The following is a 20,678-nucleotide window of genomic DNA, read 5'->3' on the forward strand; positions in this document are numbered from 1 at the left end:
GACATCACCCTTTCACGGTGAGTACCGGGGTTCGAATCCCCGTGGGGACGCCAAGGATGTGCATCGAGCCGCCACGAGCGGCTTTTTTAATCGGTTTTAGGTCCCCATCGTCTAGAGGCCTAGGACATCACCCTTTCACGGTGAGTACCGGGGTTCGAATCCCCGTGGGGACGCCAAGCTGCGATACAAAGAGCCGCCTTCGAGCGGCTCTTTGTGTTTCTGCGCTCACCAGCCCTGCGGGCGCATTCCCCCCATCGCGAACCCGAACGACATCAGGTCGGCCGGCCCCAGCGGACGCTGTCCCAGCGGCGCGCCGGCATACGCGGCCTCGCCCATGCTGGTCGCGCGCGGCGCCCCGGCCAAAAGCTGCGCGAGCATCGACTGGAACGCGGCCTGGCCCGGCGCCACCGCCAGGCCCAGCGCCACCAGCGCATCGGGCATGCCATAGCCGATCCGCGTCGGGTCGGCCAGCGTCAGGCGCCTGCCGGAAAGGCGAATCAGCTGGAACAGCCGTTCGACCCGCTCGGCCGAGCGCACCCGCGCCTGGGCCTGGAACTCGGGATGGTGCGCCAGCATCAGGGCGGCCAGGCCGGTGATGTGCGGGGCCGCCATCGAGGTGCCATCCCAGGCCGCGAAGTTATTCGGCGGCACCGCCGAGACGATCGCCACGCCCGGCGCGCACACGTCCACCCGCGCTCCGAAACAGCTGAACTTGGCCGTGAAGAAGCCCTGGGCGTCGACGTCCGGGCTGATGGTCTCGGTGTGGTAGCTGTCGCGCGGGAACTCGTCCAGCTTGCCGATCGCGGCCACCGACAGCACCTGTGGCGAAGCAGCCGGATACTGCACCGGCCCGCCCGAATTGCCCACCGCGGCAATGATCGCCACGCCGGCGCGCTTGGCGCGCACGATCTGCTGCTCGAGCGCCTCGGACGGCGCCATCGCGCCCAGGCTCAGGTTGACCACGTCGATCTGGTGCTCGATGCAGTATTCGAGCGCCTCGATCAGCTCACTGATCTGGCCGCCCGGGAACAGCTTGCACACGTGGATTTCGGCATCGGGCACGAAGCCGCGGATGCCGAAGCTGGGGTCGGCGCCGGCGATGATGCCGGTGCAGTGGCTGCCATGGCCGAGCTGGTCCTCGGTCCAGGTGGTCGGGTTGTTGTGGATGATGTCCCAGCCGGACCGGATCCGGCTCAGGTTGGCATGGCTGGTGGCCGCGCCGGAATCGATCACGGCCACCTTGACGCCCTGGCCGCGGAAACTCGGCGGCAACTGGTCCAGCCGCATGGCGCGCTCGCCCCAGCCGACCGCACTGCGTCCGGGAAAGCCCGGCAGCGCCGGCCAGTCCGACAGCGCGCGCAGCGCGACCAGGTTCGGCTGGCCGGTGGACAGGTCCGGGTCGCGCTGGTAGAAGCTCCAGTAGTCGGCGCGCGGCTTGACGTACAGGCCGCTGATGGCATGGGGCGAGTTGCCGTACACCTTGAGCGTGGCCAGGCCGCCGGCGTCGGTGACGGCAATCGACGGCATCAGGCCGCCGAACAGGGACACTTCGGCGTCCGGCAGGGGCGCGCCGTCCTTGCCGCGCACCACCACCGTGACCTCCAGCGACGGCCCGTCGTACGGAATCAGCGAGGCCACCCGGTTGGGCCGCGGCAGTGCCGGATCGAACAGGTGCAGGTGCTGGTCGCGCTCCACCAGCAGCCGGCCCTGGCCTTGCTGGCGCAGCGCGCCGGCCTTGTCGTCGGTCATGCGCGCCACCAGCAGGCCTTCGGGCTCGCCCATGCCGCCACCGAGCACGCCGATCGTGCTTTTGGGGGTGATGGTGCGCACCACCTCGATGTCGGGGATGGCGCGCAGCGCCTGTTCGACCGCCTGCAGCCCCAGCGGCTGCATGCCCATTGCCAGCGGGCCGATCGCGCCCATGGGCTGCTGGCGCGGGGCGACCAGGTATTGTTTCTTGCGTTCGGTGACGTGCTTGCCGTTCGCCTGCGTTCCCCGGCCGCCGCCGGGCTCGGGGGCGTTGTCGGCGCCGCGCTCCGGCGATCCAGCCTGTCCACCGGTAGGAAATTTGGGCATATCTTTGTCCTTTCGGATCAGCCGTTGCCGTTACTGGAACAGGGACAGTGGGCGGTCCGGCTCGATCATCAATTTGTTGGAGTGTCGAAAGTTTTCTTGGAGTTGGAGAGCGGTGGCCGCATCGGTTTCGATCACCGCCGTGTGCGGCCGGTCGTGCGGCCCGATGACCTCGACCAGCCGAATCGCCGGCTGGCTCGGCAGGCCGGCGATGAACTCCGCCAGCGCCGTACCATCGCCGGTGGCGTGGACGATGTAGCGGTTCGTTCCCTGGTTCGGCATGCGGGTCTCCTTGGGCTGCGAACGGTCCTCCTTCCACCCGGAGGACCGTGCCGTCACCGGCTGCAGTTAATTAGTGCAGGGTCTGGCCACTGGCAAAGCTTTGCTGCCCGATGCCCTGTTGCGATGGATAGCCCTGGAAGCCGTAGTGCTGCCCAGGCTGCATCTGCCCGGCCAGGTGTTGCTGCAATTGCTGCATCTGGTACGGGTCCATCTGGAACGGCTGCTGCATGCCGCCCATCTGCGAGCCGATCCCGCCACCCATCGGCTGGCTGCCGAACCAGCCCTGCGGCGACATCTGGCCTGGCATTGACTGCTGGGGCATTTGTTGCTGCGGCATCTGTTGTTGGAGCATCTGTTGCAGCAGCGGGTGTTGCTGCAGCCCCTGCTGCTGCATGAGTTGTTGCAGCAGCGGATGCTGTTGCATGCCTTGTCCCTGCAGCAGCTGTTGGAGCAGGGGATGTTGCTGCATGAGCTGAGGGTTCTGCTGCGCCAGTTGTTGCATGAGCGGATGTTGCTGCAGCCCTTGCTGCTGCATCAGTTGTTGCAGCAGCGGGTGCTGTTGCAGCCCCTGGTTCGCCAGCATTTGCTGGAGCAGCGGATGCTGCATGGGGGACATGCCGGCGCCAAACGGCATCATGCTGCCAAGGCCGCCCATGGCACCGCCCATCGAGCTGCCCTGGCCGGCATTGCCGAACATGCCGCCGATGAAGCCGCCCATCGGCCTGCCGTACTGACCCATGGACGAGCCCAGCCAGCCTTGCGGCATGATCTGCCCCGACATCATGTGCCACGGCATCGACTGCCCCATTTGTGCTTGCTGCATCATGGCCTGGGCACAGGCCTGCATGATGGGGTCGGCGGAAAGCGACTGGAAACCGCCGCCCATGCCACCGCCAGATTGGCCGAACTGGCCGCCCGGTTGCATGGCGCCGAATATGCCGCCGCCGCGTCCCATCATGCCGCCCGGCATTCCGCCGAACATGCCGCCTCCCATGCCCCCCATGCCCCCCATCCCGCCCATGCTACCCATACCCCCGCCCCAAAGTCCTTGTGGTGCCAGTTGCTGTTGTCCATATCCGAGCTGCTGAAATTCATTCATGTTCAACTCCTTGGTTCTGGACGGCCGCCGGCTTGGATCGCGCAGGACAGCACGCCAAAGCGCACGCATTCCTGACGCACCGTATGCACCACAACAAGCGGCCGCTTTATTTTTAAGGGATCGCCCGCCGCGGCCGCATGGCCGGCAGGCGAGTTGCTTCCGAGAAGGGGCACGCGCAGATGGCGTGTGCCGTTTTCCCTGAAGGTAGCCTTTGGACCGGGGTGGACTGGCGAAGTTTGTTCGGTAGCGCACGGAGCGCCACGGCTGTGGCGGACCTTGCGACTGCACAGGCGGACGCTTGATCGCAGAGCGTGCCTTGGGCTGGCGCAGAGGCGATCTTGACGCCGCGAAATCCGGTAAAATGGCAGCCCTTGCCGCCCCGATGCACGGCCGGCCTTCTACCTTCCGCAACATGTTTCCTGATCAACCCGTCGCCATTTTCTGCAAAGTCGTCGATAACTATGGCGACATCGGCATCTGCTGGCGCCTCGCCCGGCAGTTGGAGCGCGAGCACGGCGTGGCGGTCACCTTGTGGGTGGACGACCTGGCGAGCTTTCGCCGGATCTGCCCGCAAGTGAAGGTGGATGCCGATCAGCAGGCGGTCGCCGGGGTATTGGTGCGCCACTGGAAAGACCAGGAGGGGGTGTTCGCGCCGGAAGAGGTGGCCGACATTGTCATCGAGTTTTTCGCAGTGGACATTCCGCCGGGCTACATCGCGGCAATGGCGCTGCGCGAGCCCCGCCCCGTATGGCTGAACCTGGAAGGCTTGACCGCGGAAGAGTGGGTCGAAGGTTGCCACATGCTGCCGTCGATGCACCCGCGCCTGAAGTTGACCAAGCACTTCTTCTTCCCTGGCTTTACCGGCAAGACCGGCGGGCTGTTGCGCGAAGCAGGGCTGGAACAACAGCGGCAACAGTTCCTGGACGATCCCGAGGCACAGGCCATGTTCCTTGGCCGGTTCGGCGTCCCGGCGCAGGAAATGGCGTCGCTCAAGGTGTCCCTGTTCTGTTATCCGCATGCGCAGGTTACTGAACTGTTCGAGAGCTGGCGCCAGGGCGAGAAGCCGGTGACCTGCCTGGTGCCGGAAGGCGTCGCGGCGCAGGCGGTGCAAGCGTTCCTGGGAACGGAAGGCAAGGCCGGGGCCAGTGCGACGCAGGGCGCGCTGACGCTGCGCGTGTTGCCGTTCGTGCCGCAGCCCGATTACGACAGGCTGCTGTGGGCATGCGACCTGAATTTCGTGCGCGGCGAGGATTCGTTCGTGCGCGCCCAATGGGCAGGCAAGCCTTTCATCTGGCACATCTATCCGCAGGACGAGAACCTGCACCACAAGAAACTGCGCGCCTTCCTCCAGCGTTATGCGGGCGGCCTGCCCGGATTGGAGGCATTTGCCTTGCACTGGAATGCTGCCGGGCAGGAAAGCCCGGACTGGCCGGCGCTGTGGCAGGCCTTGCATGACGAGGTGCCGGCAATCGAAGCGCGCGCGGCCGACTGGCACGGGCGGATGTTGGAAAACGGCGACCTGGCGAGCAATTTGTTGAGCTTTGCCGCATCACTCCGGTAGGCGTCGCGCCAAGAAACATGGTATGATGCCCGGTTATTGCAACTCTTTTTTAGACCAAAACTTTCTATGAAACCAGCAAAAGAAATCCGTGTCGGCAACATCATCATGGTTGATGAGAAGCCTTTTATCGTGCTGCGTTCCGACGTCAACGGCTCGAGCCGCACGGGCTTCACCTATAAGTGGAAGATGAAGAATCTTCTGACGAACGCCCCGCTGGAAAACGTGTTCCGCGGCGACGACAAGTTCGACGTCGTCATCCTGGACAAGAAGCCGGTTACCTACTCGTACTTCGCTGACCCGCTGTACGTCTTCATGGACGAAGAGTACAACCAGTTCGAAATCGAGCAGGAAAACCTGGGCGATGCGCTGCACTACCTGAAAGACGGCATGGAATGCGAAGCTGTTTTCTACGACGGCAAGGCAATCTCGGTCGAACTGCCGACCATCATCGCACGCCAGGTTGTGTACACCGAGCCGGCGGTCAAGGGCAACACCTCGGGCAACGTCCTGAAGGATGCGAAGATCGAAAACGCGATCGAAGGCAACCAGCACATCGTGCAGGTTCCGCTGTTCGTCAGCAACGATGACGTAATCGAGATCGACACCCGTACCAACGAGTACAAGCGCGTCGTCCGCAACTAAGTCGTGGGCACTCCTAGGAAACGCTGCCAAATTGGCAGCGTTTTTTTTTAAGTCATCGTTACGCGTGTTGCTCCGTCGTTCCCGGCACTGCCGGAAACGACTTCCCGCGGAGGCGGGAACAGCGTCACTGGCGCTGTTCCCCCCATAGGTCCCGTGCTACATCGGCTCAGCATGGGTCCCCGCCAAGGGGGGCGCCGAGCCCGGGGACGACGGTTTTGGGCCTAACTATAGTTGTGGCGTGCGCGCATGCGGGATCAACCATAGTTGTCTCCGGTCGTTGCTTTGCTGCTATGCTGTTGCCTTCGATTAATCGGAGGACTCGCATGGATCGCAGGGATTTTGTACGACTCGGTGTCGCCGCCGGTGCCGCAGCCACCAGCGCACACGTCATCGCCGCAGCACCGCATACACCTGCGGGCATTCTCGAAGCCGGTGTGCGCGAGCAGCAGGCGCAGATGGCCGCTGGCAAGCTGACCTCGCGCGCGCTGGTGACGCAATACCTGGCGCGCATCGCGGCCATCGATAAGGCCGGGCCGCGTCTTGCCAGTGTGATCGAACTGAATCCCGACGCCCTGGCGATCGCGAGCGAACTGGACAAGGAACGGGCGGCCGGCAAGCTGCGTGGCCCGCTGCATGGGATTCCGGTCCTGCTCAAGGATAATATCGCCACCGGCGACAAGATGAGCACCAGCGCCGGCTCGCTGGCGCTGGACGGTGTGCGCGCCAAGCGCGACGCGTTCATCACATCCCGGCTGCGTGCGGCCGGTGCCGTGATCATCGGCAAAACCAACCTGTCGGAATGGGCCAACATGCGCTCGACCCATTCGGTCAGCGGCTGGAGCGGCCGCGGCGGCCAGACCAAAAATCCATACGCGCTCGACCGCAACACGAGCGGCTCGAGCTCCGGTTCCGGCGCGGCGATTGCCGCGAGCCTGGCCACGCTGGCGGTCGGCACCGAGACCGACGGTTCGATCGTCTCGCCATCCTCGATTTGCGGCATCGTCGGCATCAAGCCCACGCTGGGGCTGGTGAGCCGCAGCGGCATTATCCCGATCGCCCACTCGCAGGATACGGCGGGCCCGATGACGCGCAGCGTCGCCGACGCCGCGTTGCTCCTGGCTGCGCTGGCCGGGGTGGACCCGGACGACCCGGCCACCGCGGATGGCAAAGGCCGCGCCCTCGACTACGCCGCCGCGCTGCGCCAGGACGGCCTGCGGGGCAAGCGCATCGGAGTGACGCGCAACTTCTTCGGCAGCAACGATGCGGTCGACGCGCTGATCGAAAAGGAACTCGCGGTGCTCAAGGCCCAGGGCGCGACGCTGGTCGACGTCAAGCTGCCGAACATCGACAAGTACGGCGATAGTGAACTCGAGGTGTTGCTGTACGAATTCAAGCCCGACCTGGCTGCCTACTTCGACGCATACGCGCCGCACGCGCCGGTCAAGACCATGGCCGACGTGATTGCGTTCAACGACAAGCACGCGTCCCGCGAGATGCCGTACTTTGGCCAGGAACATTTGATCGCGTCGCAGGCCAAGGCCGGTCTCGATGCCCGGGAATACAAGGATGCCCTGGCCAACAACCTGCGTTATGCGCGGGAGGAGGGCATCGATCAAATCATGAAGGAGCACCAGCTCGATGCCCTGGTCGCGCCGACCGGCGGCCCGGCCTGGCTGACCGACTACATCAACGGCGATCACTACGGTGGCAGCTTTTCGACGCCGGCCGCGGTGGCGGGCTATCCGCACATCACGGTGCCCGCAGGCTACACCCGCGGGCTGCCGGTCGGCTTGTCGTTCGTGGGCGGCGCCTGGAGCGAGGCGACCCTGATCGCGATGGCCTACGCCTATGAACAGGCGACCCGCCACCGCCGCCCGCCGGCCTTCCCGCCGACCATCAACGTCAAGCTGTAGGCGTCAGCCGCCGCGCTCGCGGTCTTTTTTGGCGCGGGCGAATACCGGGCCCCACAGCGGATGGCCGTATTCGCCCGGCGCCAGGTCGAACGATGGATCGAGGCGCAGCGCCTTGTCGAACGCCTGGCGGCACTGCGCCGGGCGGGAAGTCACGCAATAGCTGAAGGCCGTGTACTTGAGCGCGGTGAGGCGGGTGGCCAGTGGCGCGTTGGCGATCTCGTCCGATTGCAGCCGCCGGATGGCGCCATTGAAATCCCCTTCGTTGTACAAGCCTATCCCTTCCCGTAACGCGGCCGGTGCCCGTTTGGCGGAGACGTTGCTGGCGCGGCGGTGCGCCGCTGCCGGCTTGTCGCGATCGCCGAAGAAAGGCAGCTCGGCGCAGCCGGCAAGGGAGACCGCCAGCGCGGCCAACATCAACTGTCGAACAGTGTTCATCTGGACTACCTTGGCGTAACGGAGAAATCGTGGTCGATCTTCCCGGAAGCGCTCTTGCCGGCCTCGATGTGCAGCACCCGGTCCGGAAAGTTCGGATTGGCCACGCGCACCGTGTGTCGTCCGGCGGGCAGCGTAAGCCGCTTGAGCGGCGGGCTGATGCCGCGTTCCTTGCCGTCGACGTAGACCTTGCCCCAGGGTTTGATCAGCAGTTTGTAGGTGGTCGCGGCCGGCGTCGCCGCAGCCGTTCTGATCGCGGGTGGTGCGGGCGCTGCGGGCGGCGTCTGGGCTGGAGTCTCGGGGACTGGGGCCGCCTCGACCAGCGTCTCCTGCGCGTCGAGCGATGATGTGGTGGCCGTTTCTGATGCATAGGGCTCAGGCGCTGCGTGTTCGGTGACGGGCAGGCCGAGCGTGACGAGGTCGCCCGAGTTGGTCCCGTGCAGCAATGCCAGCCAGGCTGCGGCTGCCGCTAGCAGCACACACGCGGCAGCGCCGATCAGCAACCAGCGTTGCAACCACCCCGGCGTGGGTTGGCTGGGCGGGTGGATCGGCGGCACTTTGGTATCGGGGGAATCGGCAAACGGCGCTTGCTGCAACGCCGGCATCGGCGGCTCCAGCGACACAATGCCCAGCAGGTCGCGCAACTGGGCGATCGTTTGCGGCCGCGTGTCCGGCTCGGCGAACAGGCACTGGTCGATGGCGCCGGTCAGCGCGTCGCCGTAGCCGGGCATGTGTCGCGGCGCCAGCGGCGCCTCGGGTGGCCATTCGCGCGTGATGGCGAAATGGACCACTGATGCCAGCGCCCGCAGGTCGGCTGCCTCGTCCTGCCAGTCCCCGTCAACGGAAGACGGCAGCAAGATGGGCTCGTCGTTTTCCATGAACGCCACACAGTCCGGCGTGATCGCCCGGTGCGGCATCTGCATTGCGTATTGCAGTTCGAGCGACGCCAGCAGCCGCCGGAAAATCTTGCGGCAGAAAGCCTCGTTGACCAGTTCATGGTGTTGCAGGACGATGTCGCGCAACGTGCGGCCCTGGTCCTGTTGCGCTTCGGTTCCGATCGTGCTCGTCATAGGCAAATCCGCCGCTGGCGGTCGCGCAAACGCACGCTCCGCTTACCGGCCTCGGCAATATCTTGTTGTAAATAATGCCAGATTTGCCGCAAGCGTGTTCAGCACGGCAGGTCAACCGTGCGCGGCCAGGGGCGCTAGACTTCGATGAAGCGCATCTTGAAGCTGCGGCCCTTGATACTGCCAAAGTCGGGGCCGAGCGGATTGCCGGCATTGAGGCGTTCGAATGCGAGTTGCGCCACGCCGCGTTCGAGCGCGACATAGCTCGTGAATTCGGTGATGTGGATTTTGCCGACCTGTTCTTTTGCCAGTCCGGCGTCGCCGGTGAGCGCGCCCAGCAGGTCGCCCGGGCGCAGCTTGGCCTTCTTGCCGCCGGCGATGCACAGGGTGACCATCGGCGCAGGCGCCACCGGTGCCGCCGCGTCAGGGTCAAGCTCGTTCAGCGGGAGCCATTGCAGCGGCGCGCCCTGATACTCCTCGATCAGGCCGGCCCATTTCTTTTCGTTCGGCGCGCACAGCGACAGCGCCAGCCCGGTGGCGCCGGCGCGGCCGGTTCGGCCGACGCGGTGCACATGAACTTCGGGATCCTTGGACAGGTCGACATTGATCACCGCGTCCAGGTTGGCGATGTCCAGTCCGCGCGCGGCGACGTCGGTGGCCACCAGAACCGAACAGCTGCGATTGGCAAACAGCACCAGGATTTCGTCGCGCTCGCGCTGTTCCAGTTCGCCGTACAGCGCCAGCGCCGGGAAGCCCTGCGCGCGCAGCGCATCGGCGATCTCGCGGCAGCGCGCTTTGGTGTTGCAGAAGGCGAGGGCGGAAGCCGGCCTGACCTGCCGAAGCAGTTGCGCCACTGCGGCCTCGCGCCCATCGAATCCAATTTCGTAGAACTGCTGCACGATGCGGGTGGCGTCGTGTTGCGCTTCGACCGCCACTTCGAGCGGATCGCGGAGAAAAGCAGCGGCGGCGCGCTGGATGTCGTCCGGGTAGGTGGCCGAAAACAGCAAGGTCTGGCGGCGGGCAGGGCAGGCGCGCACGATGCCTTCGATCTCGTCGTAAAAGCCCATGTCCGTCATGCGGTCAGCCTCGTCCAGCACGAGCGTGTGCACGCGCGACAGGTCCAGCGTGCGCCGCGACAGGTGGTCGCGCACGCGCCCGGGCGTGCCGACCACGATGTGCGCGCCGAATTCGAGCGACGCGACTTGCGGGCGCATCGCCACGCCGCCGGTGAGTGTCACGATCTTGACGTTGCCCACGCCGCGCGCGATGCGCCGCAATTCATTGGCAACCTGGTCCGCCAGTTCGCGCGTCGGGCACAGGACCAGGCCCTGTACCGCGAAAAACGTCGGGTTCAGTTTGTGCAGGAGGCCAATCCCGAATGCGGCGGTCTTGCCGCTGCCGGTCTTGGCTTGCGCGATCAGGTCGCGGCCCTGCAGCAGTGCCGGCAGGCTGGCGGCCTGGATCGGCGTCATGTTTTGGTAGCCCAGCTGCGACAGGTTCGCGAGCATGCGCGGCGCCAGCGGCAGCGCGGAAAAGGAGGTGTTCATGAAATGAGAAAGCCCGGTCAGGCAGGCGCCCAGACCGGCAGGCCGGTATCGTCCAGGCTGGGATCTTTTTGCCACACCGGCAGGCCGGTGGCGTCGGTTTCTTCCAGCAACTGGAGCTGCTCCTGCTTTTGCAAGGTCCTGCGCGGGCGGCTGCCGCCGCGCTTTGGCTCGACAGGAGGGCTCGACTCCGGCGGCGTGGCCGACTCAAAGCCCGGCAGGTCGAACGTCGCGTTATCTTTTTTGTCTCTCATCTCGCTTCGCTGCCGCAGGATTGCTTGCTTCAAAAAACAAAAGCCCGGCTGCAAGAGTCGGGCTCGTTGTCCTACAGTATCTGGTTGCGGGGACAGGATTTGAACCTGTGACCTTCGGGTTATGAGCCCGACGAGCTGCCAGACTGCTCCACCCCGCGTCTGAGAGTTAGATTGTAACGCGAACTGCGCGTTGGCGCAAATATCACTTCGCGCGCAGGCGCCACAGCGAGGTCACTTCGCGCGAGCGCGCGGCGTGCAGAGGGTCGTCCGGATCGAACGCTTTCGAATGAACCGGGCGCACGTCATGGCGCTGCACCACTGCAAGGCCGCCGGCGTCGATCCATCCGAGCAGTTGTTCGCGCGTGCGCAGGCCAAGGTGCTCTGCAAGATCGGACAGGATCAGCCAGCCTTCGCCGTTTTGTTCCAGGTGGTCAACCAAGCCGGCCAGGAATCCCTTGAGCATGCGGCTGTCCGGATCGTAGATCGCGTATTCGATCGACGAACTCGGCTTGCCTGGCAGCCACGGCGGATTGCAGACCACCAGCGGCGCGCGGCCGTCCGGGAACAGGTCGGCCTGCACCAGTTCGACCTGGCGCGACAGGCCAAGGCGCCCGATGTTCTCTCGCGCGCAGGACAGCGCGCGCTGGTCCATGTCGGTGGCGATCACGCGTTCGATGCCGCGCCGCGCCAGCACGGCCGACAGCACGCCGGTGCCGGCGCCGATGTCGAACGCGAGGGCGCATTGCGCCGGCAGCGGCGCCTGCGCCACCAGGTCGACGTATTCACCGCGCACCGGCGAAAACACGCCGTAGCAGGGATGGATTCGATCGCCCAGCGCGGGAATCTCCACGCCCTTGCGGTGCCACTCGTGCGCGCCGATGAGGCCCAGCAGTTCGCGCAGCGAGGCCACGAACGGCTCGCGGTATGGACCGTATGCCTCCTCGCACGCGGCGCGCACGTCCGGTGCGCGCCGCAGCGGGATCGTGTAGCCATCCTCGAACGGAATCACCAGCATGGCCAGCACGCGCGCGCGCTGCAGTTGCGCGAGGCGGTGGCGGTGGAACTGCTCAAAGGGCGTGGCCGGCGCCTTGGCTGCCTTGGCGCGCTTGCTGCGTGAACTCTTGTGGTCGATCCTGCGCGCCAGCGCCTGCAACAGTTGGCGCGCGTTCTGGAAGTCGCCGCGCCACAGCAGGGCGTTGGCGTCCAGCGCCAGGCGGTAGGCGGCATCCGCGGTCATCGTGTCGTCGGCCGGCACCACCTTCTTCGGCGCCGGCACGCCGCTTTCGGACTGCCAGCGGGCCGAGCGCTCCTGGCCGTTTTCGATCCAGCCGATGCGTGCGTCCGGGGTCATCAATGGTGGTGCTGCCAGTTGCCGTCGGTCGATTCGAGGTAGGACTTGACCGCGTCGGCATTGCCGGTCGCGTGGCGCCTGACCTCGCCGCAATCGCAGATGCCCTGGTACGGCTGGATGTGCGAGCAGGCCGATACTTTTTGCAGGAAGACCTTGACCGGCTTGGTGCATTTGGCGCATTTGAAGGTCAGGATGCGGGCGGGTTTGGACATGGATCTTGGAATGAATGGGAAAGGGCGCCATTCTAGCACCGGATGAAAGGCCGCCCCCGACCCGGACGGCCTATTCGATGGTGATCGCGCTGCTGCCCCCGCCGCCGGGGCGCACCATCACCTTGGTGGCGATCCGTTCCGTCATCTCCTGCACGTGCGAGATCACGCCCACCTTGCGGCCGAGCGACTGCAGCGCGTCCAGCGCGTCCATGGCGATGCCCAGCGTGTCGCTGTCCAGGCTGCCGAAGCCCTCGTCGATGAACAGCGATTCGACGCGCACCCGGTTCGACGACAGCGAGGCCAGGGCGAGCGCAAGCGCGAGCGACACCAGGAACGATTCGCCGCCGGAGAGCGAGTTCACTGAACGCACTTCGCCGCCCATGTCCTGGTCGCGCACCATCAGCGCCAGCGAGGGCCCGGCGTTGCTCGCCACCCGTTCGAGCCGGTAGCGCCGGGCCAGTTGCGCCAGGTGCTGGTTCGCGTAGCCGAGCAGTACGTCGAGCGTGAACTGCTGCGCGTAGTTGCGGAACTTCTTGCCGTCGCTTGATCCGATCAGCTCGGACAGCCGCCCCCAGCGCTGTTCAAGCGCCTGCTGCTTTTCGATGTCGGCCAGCAGCGCGCGCGCCTGCTCGCGGCGTGCATCGTCCTGCGCGGCTTGCAAGCGCAGCGCGGCGAGCGCCTCGTGCGCGACGCGGCGCTCGCCCAGCACTTCGCCCAGCGCGGCTGCCACATGCTCGGCAAGCTGGCCGTCCGCATCGCCGCCACTGGCCTCATGCGCCTGGCGCTGCGCGCGCCGTTCGGCGAGGATGGTTGTGGCGCTGGCCAGGTTGGCGTCAAATGCGGCAAGCAGGCTGCGTTCCTGCGCCAGCCATCCGGAGCCGACCGCGAGCAGCTCGGCGAGCGCCTGCTGGTGGGCCACCGGCTCGAGTTCGCCGTGGCGCTGCGCGTAGTCGGCCAGCCAGTCGGCAAGTTCAACTTGTGCGGCCTCGGCGGCTTTGGCCAGCGTATCGATCCGTTCGCTGGTCTGGGTGCAGGTCGCGCGCACGCGCGCCTCGTCCTGCGCCGCCTGGCTGACGGCCATTTGGCGCGCCGCCAGCGCGTCACGCGCGCGTGCCTGCGCCGCCGCCAGCGCCTGTTCGACTTCGCCGGCCGGCCGGCCTTCCCACAGCGCGGCACGCTGTTCCCGCTGCTCCTTGATTGCCGCGTCGATGCGGGCGAACTGCGCCAGTGCGGCCTCGGCCAGCCGCGCCGCCTGTTCGGCGCGCGCATCGCATGCGCCACACTCCGCCTGCAGGCTGGCGGTCGCGGCAAGCTGGCGCTCGTCGACGGCTGCCTGTTCGTTCCAGAGCTGTGCCTCTCCGGCACGCGCCTGCCGGTAGTGGCCTGGCGCGGCCTGCCACGCGCTGCGCCAGCCGTCACCGTCCGCTTGCGACAGCACTTCATCGAGTTCGGAGAGGAGCATGTCCCGATGCGCGGCGGCCGATTCGCACCTTGCCGCAGCGGCGCCTTGCCCTGCTTGCAGCCGGCCCAGGGCAGCGCGCGTTTCGCCGAGCCGTTCCTGCAGCCGTGCGTGTTCCCGCTGCGCTTTGTCGCAGTCCGCCTGCGCGGCATCGCGTGCCAGCAGGGCCTGACGTGTCGCTTGTTCCTGCGCGTCCAGCGCTGCCGCCTTCTGCTTGAGCTGTTGCAGCTGCAAGGCGAACCAGGCTGCGCGGTCGGACTGCGCGGGCGCTTCCACGGCCAACGGAGCGTCGCTCCATGTTGCGGACAGTGCTTCGATGGATTCAATGAGCCGATCGCGCTCACGCGCCAGTAGCGCGCTGCGTTCATCAAATGCGGCGACCGCTGCGCCTTGCGTCGCCTGTGTGGCAAGGTTGGCCTGCAACGCGGCACGGCAGCGTTCGACTTCGCCACGCAGGCCGTCCAGCATTGCGTGCAGGCGCTGGTCCTGATGGCGGTAGGGGTGTTCGGTGCCGCCGCAAACGGGGCAGGGCTCGCCATCGGCCAGCGCGGCACGCAGGTGCTCGACATTGTCGGCACATGCCAGCTCGGCCGCCGCCAGCGAACGCTCCGATTGGTCCGCAGCCGCTTTCAGCTCTGGCGCGCAGGACTGTGCTTCGGCCAGCAGCCGGCGGGCCGCCTCGCGCGAGCGTTCCAGTTCAGCGGCCAGCGCTTCGTTTTCGACGCGGCGGCGCTGCGCGTCGGCCAGCGCGGTCCAGGTCTTCTCAAGAGCAGTCAGTTGTTCGCGCCGCAGCTCCAGTGCGTGGCGTTCGGTTCGCAGCGCTTCGACGTCGAAGGCCGCGAGTGCGCCGATCGCCTGCTGGCGCGCCAGCTCCCGTTCGGTGAGGAGCTGCGCAGCGTGCGCCAACTGCGCCGCCGCCTCGGCTTCCTGCGCGGCCGCGTTGGTGGAGGCTTGCTGCGCCGCGTTCAGTTCGCTTGCTGCCTGCGTGTGCGCTTGCGCCGCCTGTTCTGCCTGCGCGAGAACCTTGTCCCAGCGCGGCCATTGCCGTGCCAGTGTCTGCCAGCTGGCGTGTGCTGTGAGCCAGTCGTGCGCCACCTGGCGCGCCTCGCGCGCGGCGGCCAGCGCGGTGTGCCTGGCCTGGCGCTCGGCCTGGAGCTGGCGCGCCTCAAACTGCGCCGCGTCGTACGCGCTACTTGCCTGTACGTGGTTCGGTGCGAGCGCGGCGATGGCCGCGTCCAGTGCCTTGGCGTGGTCGAGCGCCGGCGCTGCCGCACGCTGCGCTTCTTCGGCGGCGGACAATTGGTCCTGTGCCGCCGCGACTTCTTGCGCCGCTTCGTCCCGGACCTTGAGCACGCGCGCCAGCTCCGCTTCTCCGTTTGCCAGCGCGGTGCGGGATTCCTGCTGTTCACGCGCGATGCGCGCCGCTTCCGCGATCAAGGGGCGTGCCGCCTGCACCGTGTCGAGCGTGGCGAGGTGGCGGCGCCTGGCGGTGGATTCAATGACCTGTGCGCGGGCAGTGGCCAGCGCATCCTCGGCCTGCGTTTCGTTGCGCCGCAGCTTGGCCAGCTCCTCGTGCCAGCGAAGCTGCTGCTCGAGTAGCGTTCGGCGCACGTCGATCGCCTCCAGTGCCAGCTCCGCCGCGGCCAGGTCGGCATCGACTGTGGCACGCGCCTCCGCCGGCAGCGGCGCCTGGTTGGCCAACTGCGCGGTCAAAACCCGCAGCGACTCCTGTTCGGCCTTGTAGCGCTCAAAAGCGCGCATCGATATTTCGCTGTAGACGGTGCTGCCGGTCAGGGTCTCGAGCAGTTCGCCGCGCTCGTTCTCGTCGGTTTTCAGGAATGCGGAAAACTCGTTCTGCGCCAGCAGCACAGCGCGGGTGAACTGTTCGAACGACAGGCCGATGCGCTGCACGATCTCGGCCGCGACCTCGGTCTTGGTGCCGCCCAGCGGGGTCAGGTCCGGCAGCGCATGCAAGGCCATGTTCGACTTTTGCAGCGCGCCGGCGGCCTTGTTGCGCGCACGCCGTACCGACCAGCGCGCGCGGTAGCGCCGGTGGTCGTTGCCGACGAAGTCCACTTCGGCAAATCCTTCCGCGGCGCCGCGCCGCAGCAGCGTGCGCGGATCGAGCGCGGACACCGTGTCCGCGCCCACATCGGGCAGCAGGCTGCCGCCGCGCGTGACCTTGAGCAGGCGCGGGGTGGCGTCGTACAGCGCCAGGCACAGCGCGTCGAGCAAGGTGCTCTTGCCGGCGCCGGTCGGGCCGCTGATCGCGAACAGGCCGTTCGAGGCCAGCGGTTCGGACTCGAAATCGACGCAGAACTCGCCCGCCAGCGAGGCCAGGTTCTTGCCGCAAATGCGCAGGATCTTCATGCCGCCTCCGCGCTGGCCGGCAGCATCAGTTCCGCGAAAGCGGCCAGCTGGTCGTCCGGGGCATCCTCGCCATAGCGCTGCAGGTACAGGCGGCGGAAGATGTCGTCCGGCTGCAGCTTTCCGAGCTGGTCGAGCGTCATCGCCGGCTCGACACCGGCCGCAAGCACCACCTTGCGCGTGGTCTCGATCTTGGCCAGGCGCAGCGGCTTGCCGGCGATAGCGGCTTCCACCCTGGCGCGCAGGCCAGGCTCGGGCGCATCGAGCAGCACCCGCACTTCGAGGTAGGGCTGGGCGTGCGGCGGAAGATCCGCCAATTCGAGCGCTTCGAGCGCGGCCAGCGCCTCCTCGAGCGGGGCGGGAGCGGCGGGCACGCGCAGCAGTTCCACCACCCGCGGCACGAACAGCGGCGTGACCTCACGCACCGCTTCGCCATCGATGTCGATGCGCAGCACCTGGTGCCGGTAGCCGACTTCGGCGAACGACATCGGCAGCGGGCTGCCGCAGTAACGCAAATGCTCCTGCCCGCCCACGCGCTGTGCCAGGTGCAGGTGCCCCAGTGCGGCATAGGCGAGGGACTGGTCGAACATCGTCGCCGGCAGCGCTTCACTGCCGCCGATCACGATGCTGCGCTCGGATTCGCGCGAAGCTTCGCCGCCGACCATGTGGCAGTGCCCCATCGCCAGGATCGCCTGGCCTTGCTCGCGCCGCGCCTGCGCCAGTGCGAACGCGCGCTGGTAGAGCAGGGCGATGCCCTGCATGTAATCGAGGACCGCCGATTCCTCGGCATCCGCAGCTGCTTCCCCGGTCGTGCGCGGCACGTCGCCCGGACGCAGGAAGGGCATCGCCAGGCACCACGCCTCTACCTGGCCGCTGCTGCCGGTGAGCGGCACCAGCAGCCGTTCCAGATCGATTTCGCCATCCGCGTCGCGCGGCACATTGCCGATCACCCTGGTGCCATGCGCTTCCAGCAGCGGACCAGGCGCCTCCAGCCGGCCAGGCGAGTCGTGGTTGCCGGCGATGATCACGATGTCCAGCAGCGGCGCGCGGCTGTTGGCCTGCTGCAGGAAGCGGTACAGCTGGCGCTGCGCCTGCGCTGACGGGTTGGCGTTGTCGAACACATCACCGGCGATCAGGAGCGCATCGGCCCGTTCGGCAACGATGGTGTCAAGCAACCAATCGAGAAAACACTGGTGCTCGTAGTGTCGATCGAAGTTGTGCAAGGTCTGGCCGAGGTGCCAGTCGGAGGTGTGCAGCAGCCGCATGATGTAGGGAAATGGACGAGTCGGCGCCAACTATAGCGCATGCCCATGTGTCCGCCAAAGCTTTGGGGGCGGATCAATACCCCCGTTGTGAGGCCGTTATTAAATTGGAGGAATGACCGAACAGTGTTTATCGACCGGCGCCGCGCGCGCCGTGCGTTTTGCCGTCAAGAATGACGTGCTGGAAATCATCCGGCAAATGAACGTGTTGCAAATCGACACCGTCCACGCCGCGGCCCTCGGCCACCACCGGCCCCGCCAATTTGGCGTCTTCCTTGACGCTCCCCTCCAACTCGCCCTTGCAGAAAGGGAAGCTGTATGAATCTGCCTTACGCCCCGCGCGAACTCGTTGGCACCGATGGCAAACCATGCTTCGGCCTTTACCGCGGCGTCACTGTCGGCTTTGGCTGGGATGCACTGGCTGCCCCGTTCCTGCCGGGCGGCTTCTCGCGGCGCCTGCGCCACAAGCGCTGGCATTTCGTGACGCTATCCACCGACGAGTTGTTTTGCGGACTGGCGATCGTGGACGCCGGCTGGGTCCACAGTGCGTTCGCCTACGCGTTCGACCGTACGCGGCGCGAGGTGGTGGCGTCGGTCTCGCCGATCGGCCTGCCGGGCGTTTCGGCCTCGGTCGGCACGCACGCCTGTGCGCCGTGCCGCTTTCGCAGCGGCGGCGGGGGGATCGATATCGAGCTGCATCCGCACGGCCAGGGCGGCTACCAGCTGCGGCTGCAGGCGCGCAACTTTCGCATCGATGCGCTCTACCGCGGCAAGTCGCAGCGGCTGCTGGCGGTGCGGCAGGTAGAGGGTGGCACCGTGCACGCGACACAGAAATCGACCGCCTTGCGGCTGAGCGGGGTGGTGCATGCGGGCGGGCGCAGTTACTGCCTCGACGGCGGCATCGCCAGCTTCGACTACTCGAACGGGATGTTAGGGCGCACCAGCGACTGGCACTGGGTGTCGGCCCACAGCCGCGAGGTCGGCATCAACCTGCAGGCCGGTTACTTCGGCGCCAGCGAAAACGCGCTTTGGCTGGACGGGGCCATCATCCCGCTGGGCGCCGCCCGGTTCGACGCCCAAGGCACGCAGCCGCTCACGCCGTGGCGGGTGCGCACCGACGATGGCCTGGTCGACCTGCAATTCACCCCCGAAGGCATGCGGCGCGACGTCAAGCAGCTGTTGCTGGCGAGCAGTCGTCTGCGGCAGCAGTTCGGCACCTTCGAAGGCTGGGTCAAGGCCGCGCCCGATGCACCGGTGCGCGAGGTGCGGCGCCTGACCGGTCTGACCGAGGAATATCGTGCACGCTGGTGAGCGCCGTCAGGCCGGCCGCGACATGCGCGCAGGCATTGGCATTTATCCTACAGAAAGTGGCGTAAACGCCGCGCGCCGGGGCGTTGACGTGTCGAGTTCAATTACTGCTGAGTGTTTGCGCTAGATCAAATCCAGACCCGGCTGTGGTCCGTACACTACCAGTTCCTTCAGGTCGATGACAAAAATAAAATTGCCCCTAGACCTGTTCAAAACTACTATTTCCCAACCAGGTCCTGCCGCCCCGGCGGCCAGTTCTTGCGTTGGCGAAAAGCTATCTGAGAGGAGACCGAATGTTAACCGCGACATATACTTTGGTTGCATTGTCCGTCGAGCAGACTAGCGTACGGGTCAGCCTGCAGTCGCTCCAAAAGCTGCTCCACACCAACTTTCTCCACCAGGCCGCCCTCACTCCCAGCCAGGTCGAGCATACCTGCGACACGCTCAAGCAACTCTACGAAAGCTGCCATTGGCGCAAGCTCGACAAGTTCCTGATCCCCGCCATCCGGCGCTCCACGCGCCTGGCCGACGATCTGCTGCAGGAGCTCGATGCGCTCAGCAAGGCCGCTTCGGACGCCATGGCCGCCGCGTTGCGCATGGTGGGCAGCGCCGTCGACAGCGCGGCGCGCGTGGCCCAGTTCTGCGCGGCGCTCGAGCGTTTCTGCGGGGCGCTGCTCATGCGGCTGGAGCGTGAAGAGCAGGAGCTGTTCCCGGTGGCACGGACCGCCATCGCCGGCGAGGCATGGTTTGCCATCGCCAACCAGATGCTGGCGCATGACGCTTACCAACAAGAACGGCGCGGGGTCGAATTCGACTTCCGTCCCGGCCGCGGCCTGGGCAAGCGCACCGCACGCGGCGCGGCGCAGCTTCTGCACTGAGCATCGCCGGCGCCAAGAGGTCGTTCCAAAATGAGCATGGCTGCGTTGCGGCTCCTTGCCGTGCAAAGCACTGTGTTCGTCGCCGCGCCTTGCCCTGCTCATTTTGGAATGACCTCCGGGCCAGGCCGGCGCTGCGCGCGGCAAGCCTCGCCGCCGCGCAAAGCCCTCATCGTTCTTTGCTATGATGGGGGTTTTGGAAGTGCGATGTCATCATGTTCGAATTCCTTTTCAAGCGGCAGGGCGACAAGCCCGGTGACGCGCAGCCCGGGCAGGATGCGCAACCGGAGCAGCAAAGCCCAAGCGCCACTTCGCAGCGGGCGTTGCAGGCCGAAAGGCTGAAGCAACTGAACGGCGACGAAACGGCCGCCGCGGAATTCATTCTCCAGTGCGAATTTTCCGAACTGCGCCTGGCAGCGGCGGAGTTCATCCACAGCCCGGCGCAGCTCGAACGCGTGCACGCCGCCATCCGCAACACCGACCGCCGGGTCGCCAAGCTCATGCAGTCCAGGCTGGAAGCGATCCGCCACCACGAGGCCGAACTGCGGCGCGGCCAGACTGCGCTCGAGCAGGCCGAGGCGCTGCTCGGTGATGAGCTCCTGACCCCGAACCACGTGGCCGAACTGGACCGCAAGTGGTCGGTGATCGCCGCGCCCGAGCTCACGGAGCGGTTCGAGCAGGTGCGCGCCGAGCTGGGCAAGCGGCTGGAGGCGCAGGTGGCGCTGCAACGCGCCATGATCGACCGCCTGGCGGCCCTGCGCGCGCTGGAGGTGGCGGGCCTGACCGCGGCCGAACTGGACGAGCGGCTGGCGCAGATGGCGCAGGAACAGGCGGCGGCATTGGCCGCGCCCGAGCATGCCTCGCTGCCGCGCGCGCTGGTGCTCGAATTTGGCAACGAACATGCGCGCCTGAAGCAAGGCGTGGCCGCGCTCGCTCTTGCCGTCCTTGAGCGCCTTGTCCAGTTCGGCCGCCGTGCC

17 protein-coding genes, 2 tRNA genes and 1 pseudogene are annotated in these 20,678 nt (G+C 66.6%); 8 read left to right on the top strand and 12 right to left on the bottom strand.

Features of this window, described 5'->3' with window-relative positions:
• Nucleotides 1-100: 100 nt before the first annotated feature.
• Nucleotides 101-176 (top strand) — tRNA-Glu (locus E4O92_RS15140).
• Nucleotides 177-225: 49 nt separating this feature from the next.
• On the opposite strand, the gene E4O92_RS15145 is transcribed toward E4O92_RS15140, so the two are convergent.
• The 3 genes from E4O92_RS15145 to E4O92_RS15155 form a co-directional block, all read right to left on the bottom strand.
• On the bottom strand, nt 226-2,076 hold the full coding sequence (locus tag E4O92_RS15145; protein ID WP_135190574.1) for a S8 family serine peptidase: 1,851 nt from the start codon (nt 2,074-2,076) through the stop codon (nt 226-228).
• A 30-nt stretch (nt 2,077-2,106) separates the two neighbouring features.
• Complete coding sequence (locus tag E4O92_RS15150; protein ID WP_135190575.1) at nt 2,107-2,355, bottom strand: hypothetical protein; 249 nt, start codon at nt 2,353-2,355, stop codon at nt 2,107-2,109.
• 70 nt (nt 2,356-2,425) lie between these two features.
• A complete protein-coding gene (locus tag E4O92_RS15155) occupies nt 2,426-3,454 on the bottom strand; it encodes a hypothetical protein (protein WP_135190576.1) in 1,029 nt (342 codons plus the stop codon).
• Between the two features lie 412 nt (nt 3,455-3,866).
• On the opposite strand from E4O92_RS15155, the gene earP reads away from it, so the two are divergent.
• The 3 genes from earP (at nt 3,867) to E4O92_RS15170 (ending at nt 7,570) form a co-directional block, all read left to right on the top strand.
• Nucleotides 3,867-5,015, top strand: a complete 1,149-nt coding sequence (earP, locus tag E4O92_RS15160; protein ID WP_135190589.1) for an elongation factor P maturation arginine rhamnosyltransferase EarP — start codon at nt 3,867-3,869, stop codon at nt 5,013-5,015.
• A 66-nt stretch (nt 5,016-5,081) separates the two neighbouring features.
• Nucleotides 5,082-5,657, top strand: coding sequence for an elongation factor P (locus E4O92_RS15165; RefSeq protein WP_135190577.1), 576 nt, complete (start codon nt 5,082-5,084; stop codon nt 5,655-5,657).
• A gap of 323 nt (nt 5,658-5,980) precedes the next feature.
• Entirely contained in the window at nt 5,981-7,570 is a 1,590-nt protein-coding gene (locus tag E4O92_RS15170; RefSeq protein WP_135190578.1) for an amidase, read from the top strand.
• Nucleotides 7,571-7,573: 3 nt separating this feature from the next.
• Here the strand turns inward: E4O92_RS15170 and E4O92_RS15175 are convergent, their stop codons facing one another.
• The 9 genes from E4O92_RS15175 to E4O92_RS15215 all read right to left on the bottom strand — a co-directional run bounded on the left by E4O92_RS15175 (nt 7,574) and on the right by E4O92_RS15215 (nt 17,521).
• Nucleotides 7,574-8,005 (bottom strand): TssQ family T6SS-associated lipoprotein, encoded by a 432-nt coding sequence (locus tag E4O92_RS15175; RefSeq protein ID WP_135190579.1) that lies wholly within the window; start codon nt 8,003-8,005, stop codon nt 7,574-7,576.
• Between the two features lie 5 nt (nt 8,006-8,010).
• Entirely contained in the window at nt 8,011-9,072 is a 1,062-nt protein-coding gene (locus E4O92_RS15180; protein ID WP_135190580.1) for a serine/threonine-protein kinase, read from the bottom strand.
• Between the two features lie 134 nt (nt 9,073-9,206).
• Nucleotides 9,207-10,616: an ATP-dependent RNA helicase DbpA gene (gene dbpA / locus E4O92_RS15185; protein ID WP_135190581.1), complete on the bottom strand. Its 1,410-nt coding sequence runs from the start codon at nt 10,614-10,616 to the stop codon at nt 9,207-9,209.
• A gap of 17 nt (nt 10,617-10,633) precedes the next feature.
• Nucleotides 10,634-10,867, bottom strand: coding sequence for a hypothetical protein (locus tag E4O92_RS15190; RefSeq protein WP_135190582.1), 234 nt, complete (start codon nt 10,865-10,867; stop codon nt 10,634-10,636).
• A gap of 81 nt (nt 10,868-10,948) precedes the next feature.
• Nucleotides 10,949-11,025, bottom strand: a tRNA-Met gene (locus tag E4O92_RS15195).
• Between the two features lie 44 nt (nt 11,026-11,069).
• Nucleotides 11,070-12,218, bottom strand: coding sequence for a methyltransferase (locus tag E4O92_RS15200; RefSeq protein ID WP_135190583.1), 1,149 nt, complete (start codon nt 12,216-12,218; stop codon nt 11,070-11,072).
• Nucleotides 12,218-12,430, bottom strand: a complete 213-nt coding sequence (locus E4O92_RS15205) for a hypothetical protein (RefSeq protein WP_135190584.1) — start codon at nt 12,428-12,430, stop codon at nt 12,218-12,220. Before E4O92_RS15205 ends, E4O92_RS15200 begins: the two co-directional genes overlap by 1 nt.
• A gap of 70 nt (nt 12,431-12,500) precedes the next feature.
• Nucleotides 12,501-16,259, bottom strand: coding sequence for an AAA family ATPase (locus tag E4O92_RS15210; RefSeq protein ID WP_135190585.1), 3,759 nt, complete (start codon nt 16,257-16,259; stop codon nt 12,501-12,503).
• Nucleotides 16,256-17,521, bottom strand: coding sequence for an exonuclease SbcCD subunit D C-terminal domain-containing protein (locus tag E4O92_RS15215; RefSeq protein ID WP_135190590.1), 1,266 nt, complete (start codon nt 17,519-17,521; stop codon nt 16,256-16,258). The genes E4O92_RS15210 and E4O92_RS15215 overlap by 4 nt, the downstream gene beginning before the upstream one ends.
• Nucleotides 17,522-17,633: 112 nt before the next feature.
• Between E4O92_RS15215 and E4O92_RS15220 the strand changes: the two genes are divergently transcribed.
• The 4 genes and pseudogenes from E4O92_RS15220 to E4O92_RS15235 all read left to right on the top strand — a co-directional run.
• Complete coding sequence (locus tag E4O92_RS15220) at nt 17,634-17,840, top strand: hypothetical protein (protein WP_135190586.1); 207 nt, start codon at nt 17,634-17,636, stop codon at nt 17,838-17,840.
• Entirely contained in the window at nt 17,837-18,829 is a 993-nt protein-coding gene (locus E4O92_RS15225; RefSeq protein WP_135190587.1) for a DUF2804 domain-containing protein, read from the top strand. The genes E4O92_RS15220 and E4O92_RS15225 overlap by 4 nt, the downstream gene beginning before the upstream one ends.
• A gap of 290 nt (nt 18,830-19,119) precedes the next feature.
• Entirely contained in the window at nt 19,120-19,704 is a 585-nt protein-coding gene (locus tag E4O92_RS15230; RefSeq protein WP_135190588.1) for a hypothetical protein, read from the top strand.
• Nucleotides 19,705-19,916: 212 nt separating this feature from the next.
• A pseudogene (locus E4O92_RS15235) lies at nt 19,917-20,678 on the top strand (DUF349 domain-containing protein); the annotation flags it as partial.

Origin of the sequence: Massilia horti, assembly GCF_004614195.1 — a bacterium.
Classification (GTDB): Bacteria; Pseudomonadota; Gammaproteobacteria; order Burkholderiales; family Burkholderiaceae_D; genus Telluria; species Telluria horti.

What these genes read in the sequence shown, in the direction of transcription:
- earP (WP_135190589.1), top strand. Translation starts at nt 3,867, where the DNA reads ATGTTTCCTGATCAACCCGTCGCCATTTTCTGCAAAGTCGTCGATAAC.
- E4O92_RS15155 (WP_135190576.1), bottom strand. Translation starts at nt 3,454, where the DNA reads ATGAATGAATTTCAGCAGCTCGGATATGGACAACAGCAACTGGCACCA.
- E4O92_RS15225 (WP_135190587.1), top strand. Translation starts at nt 17,837, where the DNA reads ATGAATCTGCCTTACGCCCCGCGCGAACTCGTTGGCACCGATGGCAAA.
- E4O92_RS15230 (WP_135190588.1), top strand. Translation starts at nt 19,120, where the DNA reads ATGTTAACCGCGACATATACTTTGGTTGCATTGTCCGTCGAGCAGACT.
- E4O92_RS15220 (WP_135190586.1), top strand. Translation starts at nt 17,634, where the DNA reads ATGACCGAACAGTGTTTATCGACCGGCGCCGCGCGCGCCGTGCGTTTT.
- dbpA (WP_135190581.1), bottom strand. Translation starts at nt 10,616, where the DNA reads ATGAACACCTCCTTTTCCGCGCTGCCGCTGGCGCCGCGCATGCTCGCG.
- E4O92_RS15210 (WP_135190585.1), bottom strand. Translation starts at nt 16,259, where the DNA reads ATGAAGATCCTGCGCATTTGCGGCAAGAACCTGGCCTCGCTGGCGGGC.
- E4O92_RS15145 (WP_135190574.1), bottom strand. Translation starts at nt 2,076, where the DNA reads ATGCCCAAATTTCCTACCGGTGGACAGGCTGGATCGCCGGAGCGCGGC.
- E4O92_RS15205 (WP_135190584.1), bottom strand. Translation starts at nt 12,430, where the DNA reads ATGTCCAAACCCGCCCGCATCCTGACCTTCAAATGCGCCAAATGCACC.
- E4O92_RS15150 (WP_135190575.1), bottom strand. Translation starts at nt 2,355, where the DNA reads ATGCCGAACCAGGGAACGAACCGCTACATCGTCCACGCCACCGGCGAT.
- E4O92_RS15170 (WP_135190578.1), top strand. Translation starts at nt 5,981, where the DNA reads ATGGATCGCAGGGATTTTGTACGACTCGGTGTCGCCGCCGGTGCCGCA.
- E4O92_RS15180 (WP_135190580.1), bottom strand. Translation starts at nt 9,072, where the DNA reads ATGACGAGCACGATCGGAACCGAAGCGCAACAGGACCAGGGCCGCACG.
- E4O92_RS15175 (WP_135190579.1), bottom strand. Translation starts at nt 8,005, where the DNA reads ATGAACACTGTTCGACAGTTGATGTTGGCCGCGCTGGCGGTCTCCCTT.
- E4O92_RS15190 (WP_135190582.1), bottom strand. Translation starts at nt 10,867, where the DNA reads ATGAGAGACAAAAAAGATAACGCGACGTTCGACCTGCCGGGCTTTGAG.
- E4O92_RS15165 (WP_135190577.1), top strand. Translation starts at nt 5,082, where the DNA reads ATGAAACCAGCAAAAGAAATCCGTGTCGGCAACATCATCATGGTTGAT.
- E4O92_RS15215 (WP_135190590.1), bottom strand. Translation starts at nt 17,521, where the DNA reads ATGCGGCTGCTGCACACCTCCGACTGGCACCTCGGCCAGACCTTGCAC.
- E4O92_RS15200 (WP_135190583.1), bottom strand. Translation starts at nt 12,218, where the DNA reads ATGACCCCGGACGCACGCATCGGCTGGATCGAAAACGGCCAGGAGCGC.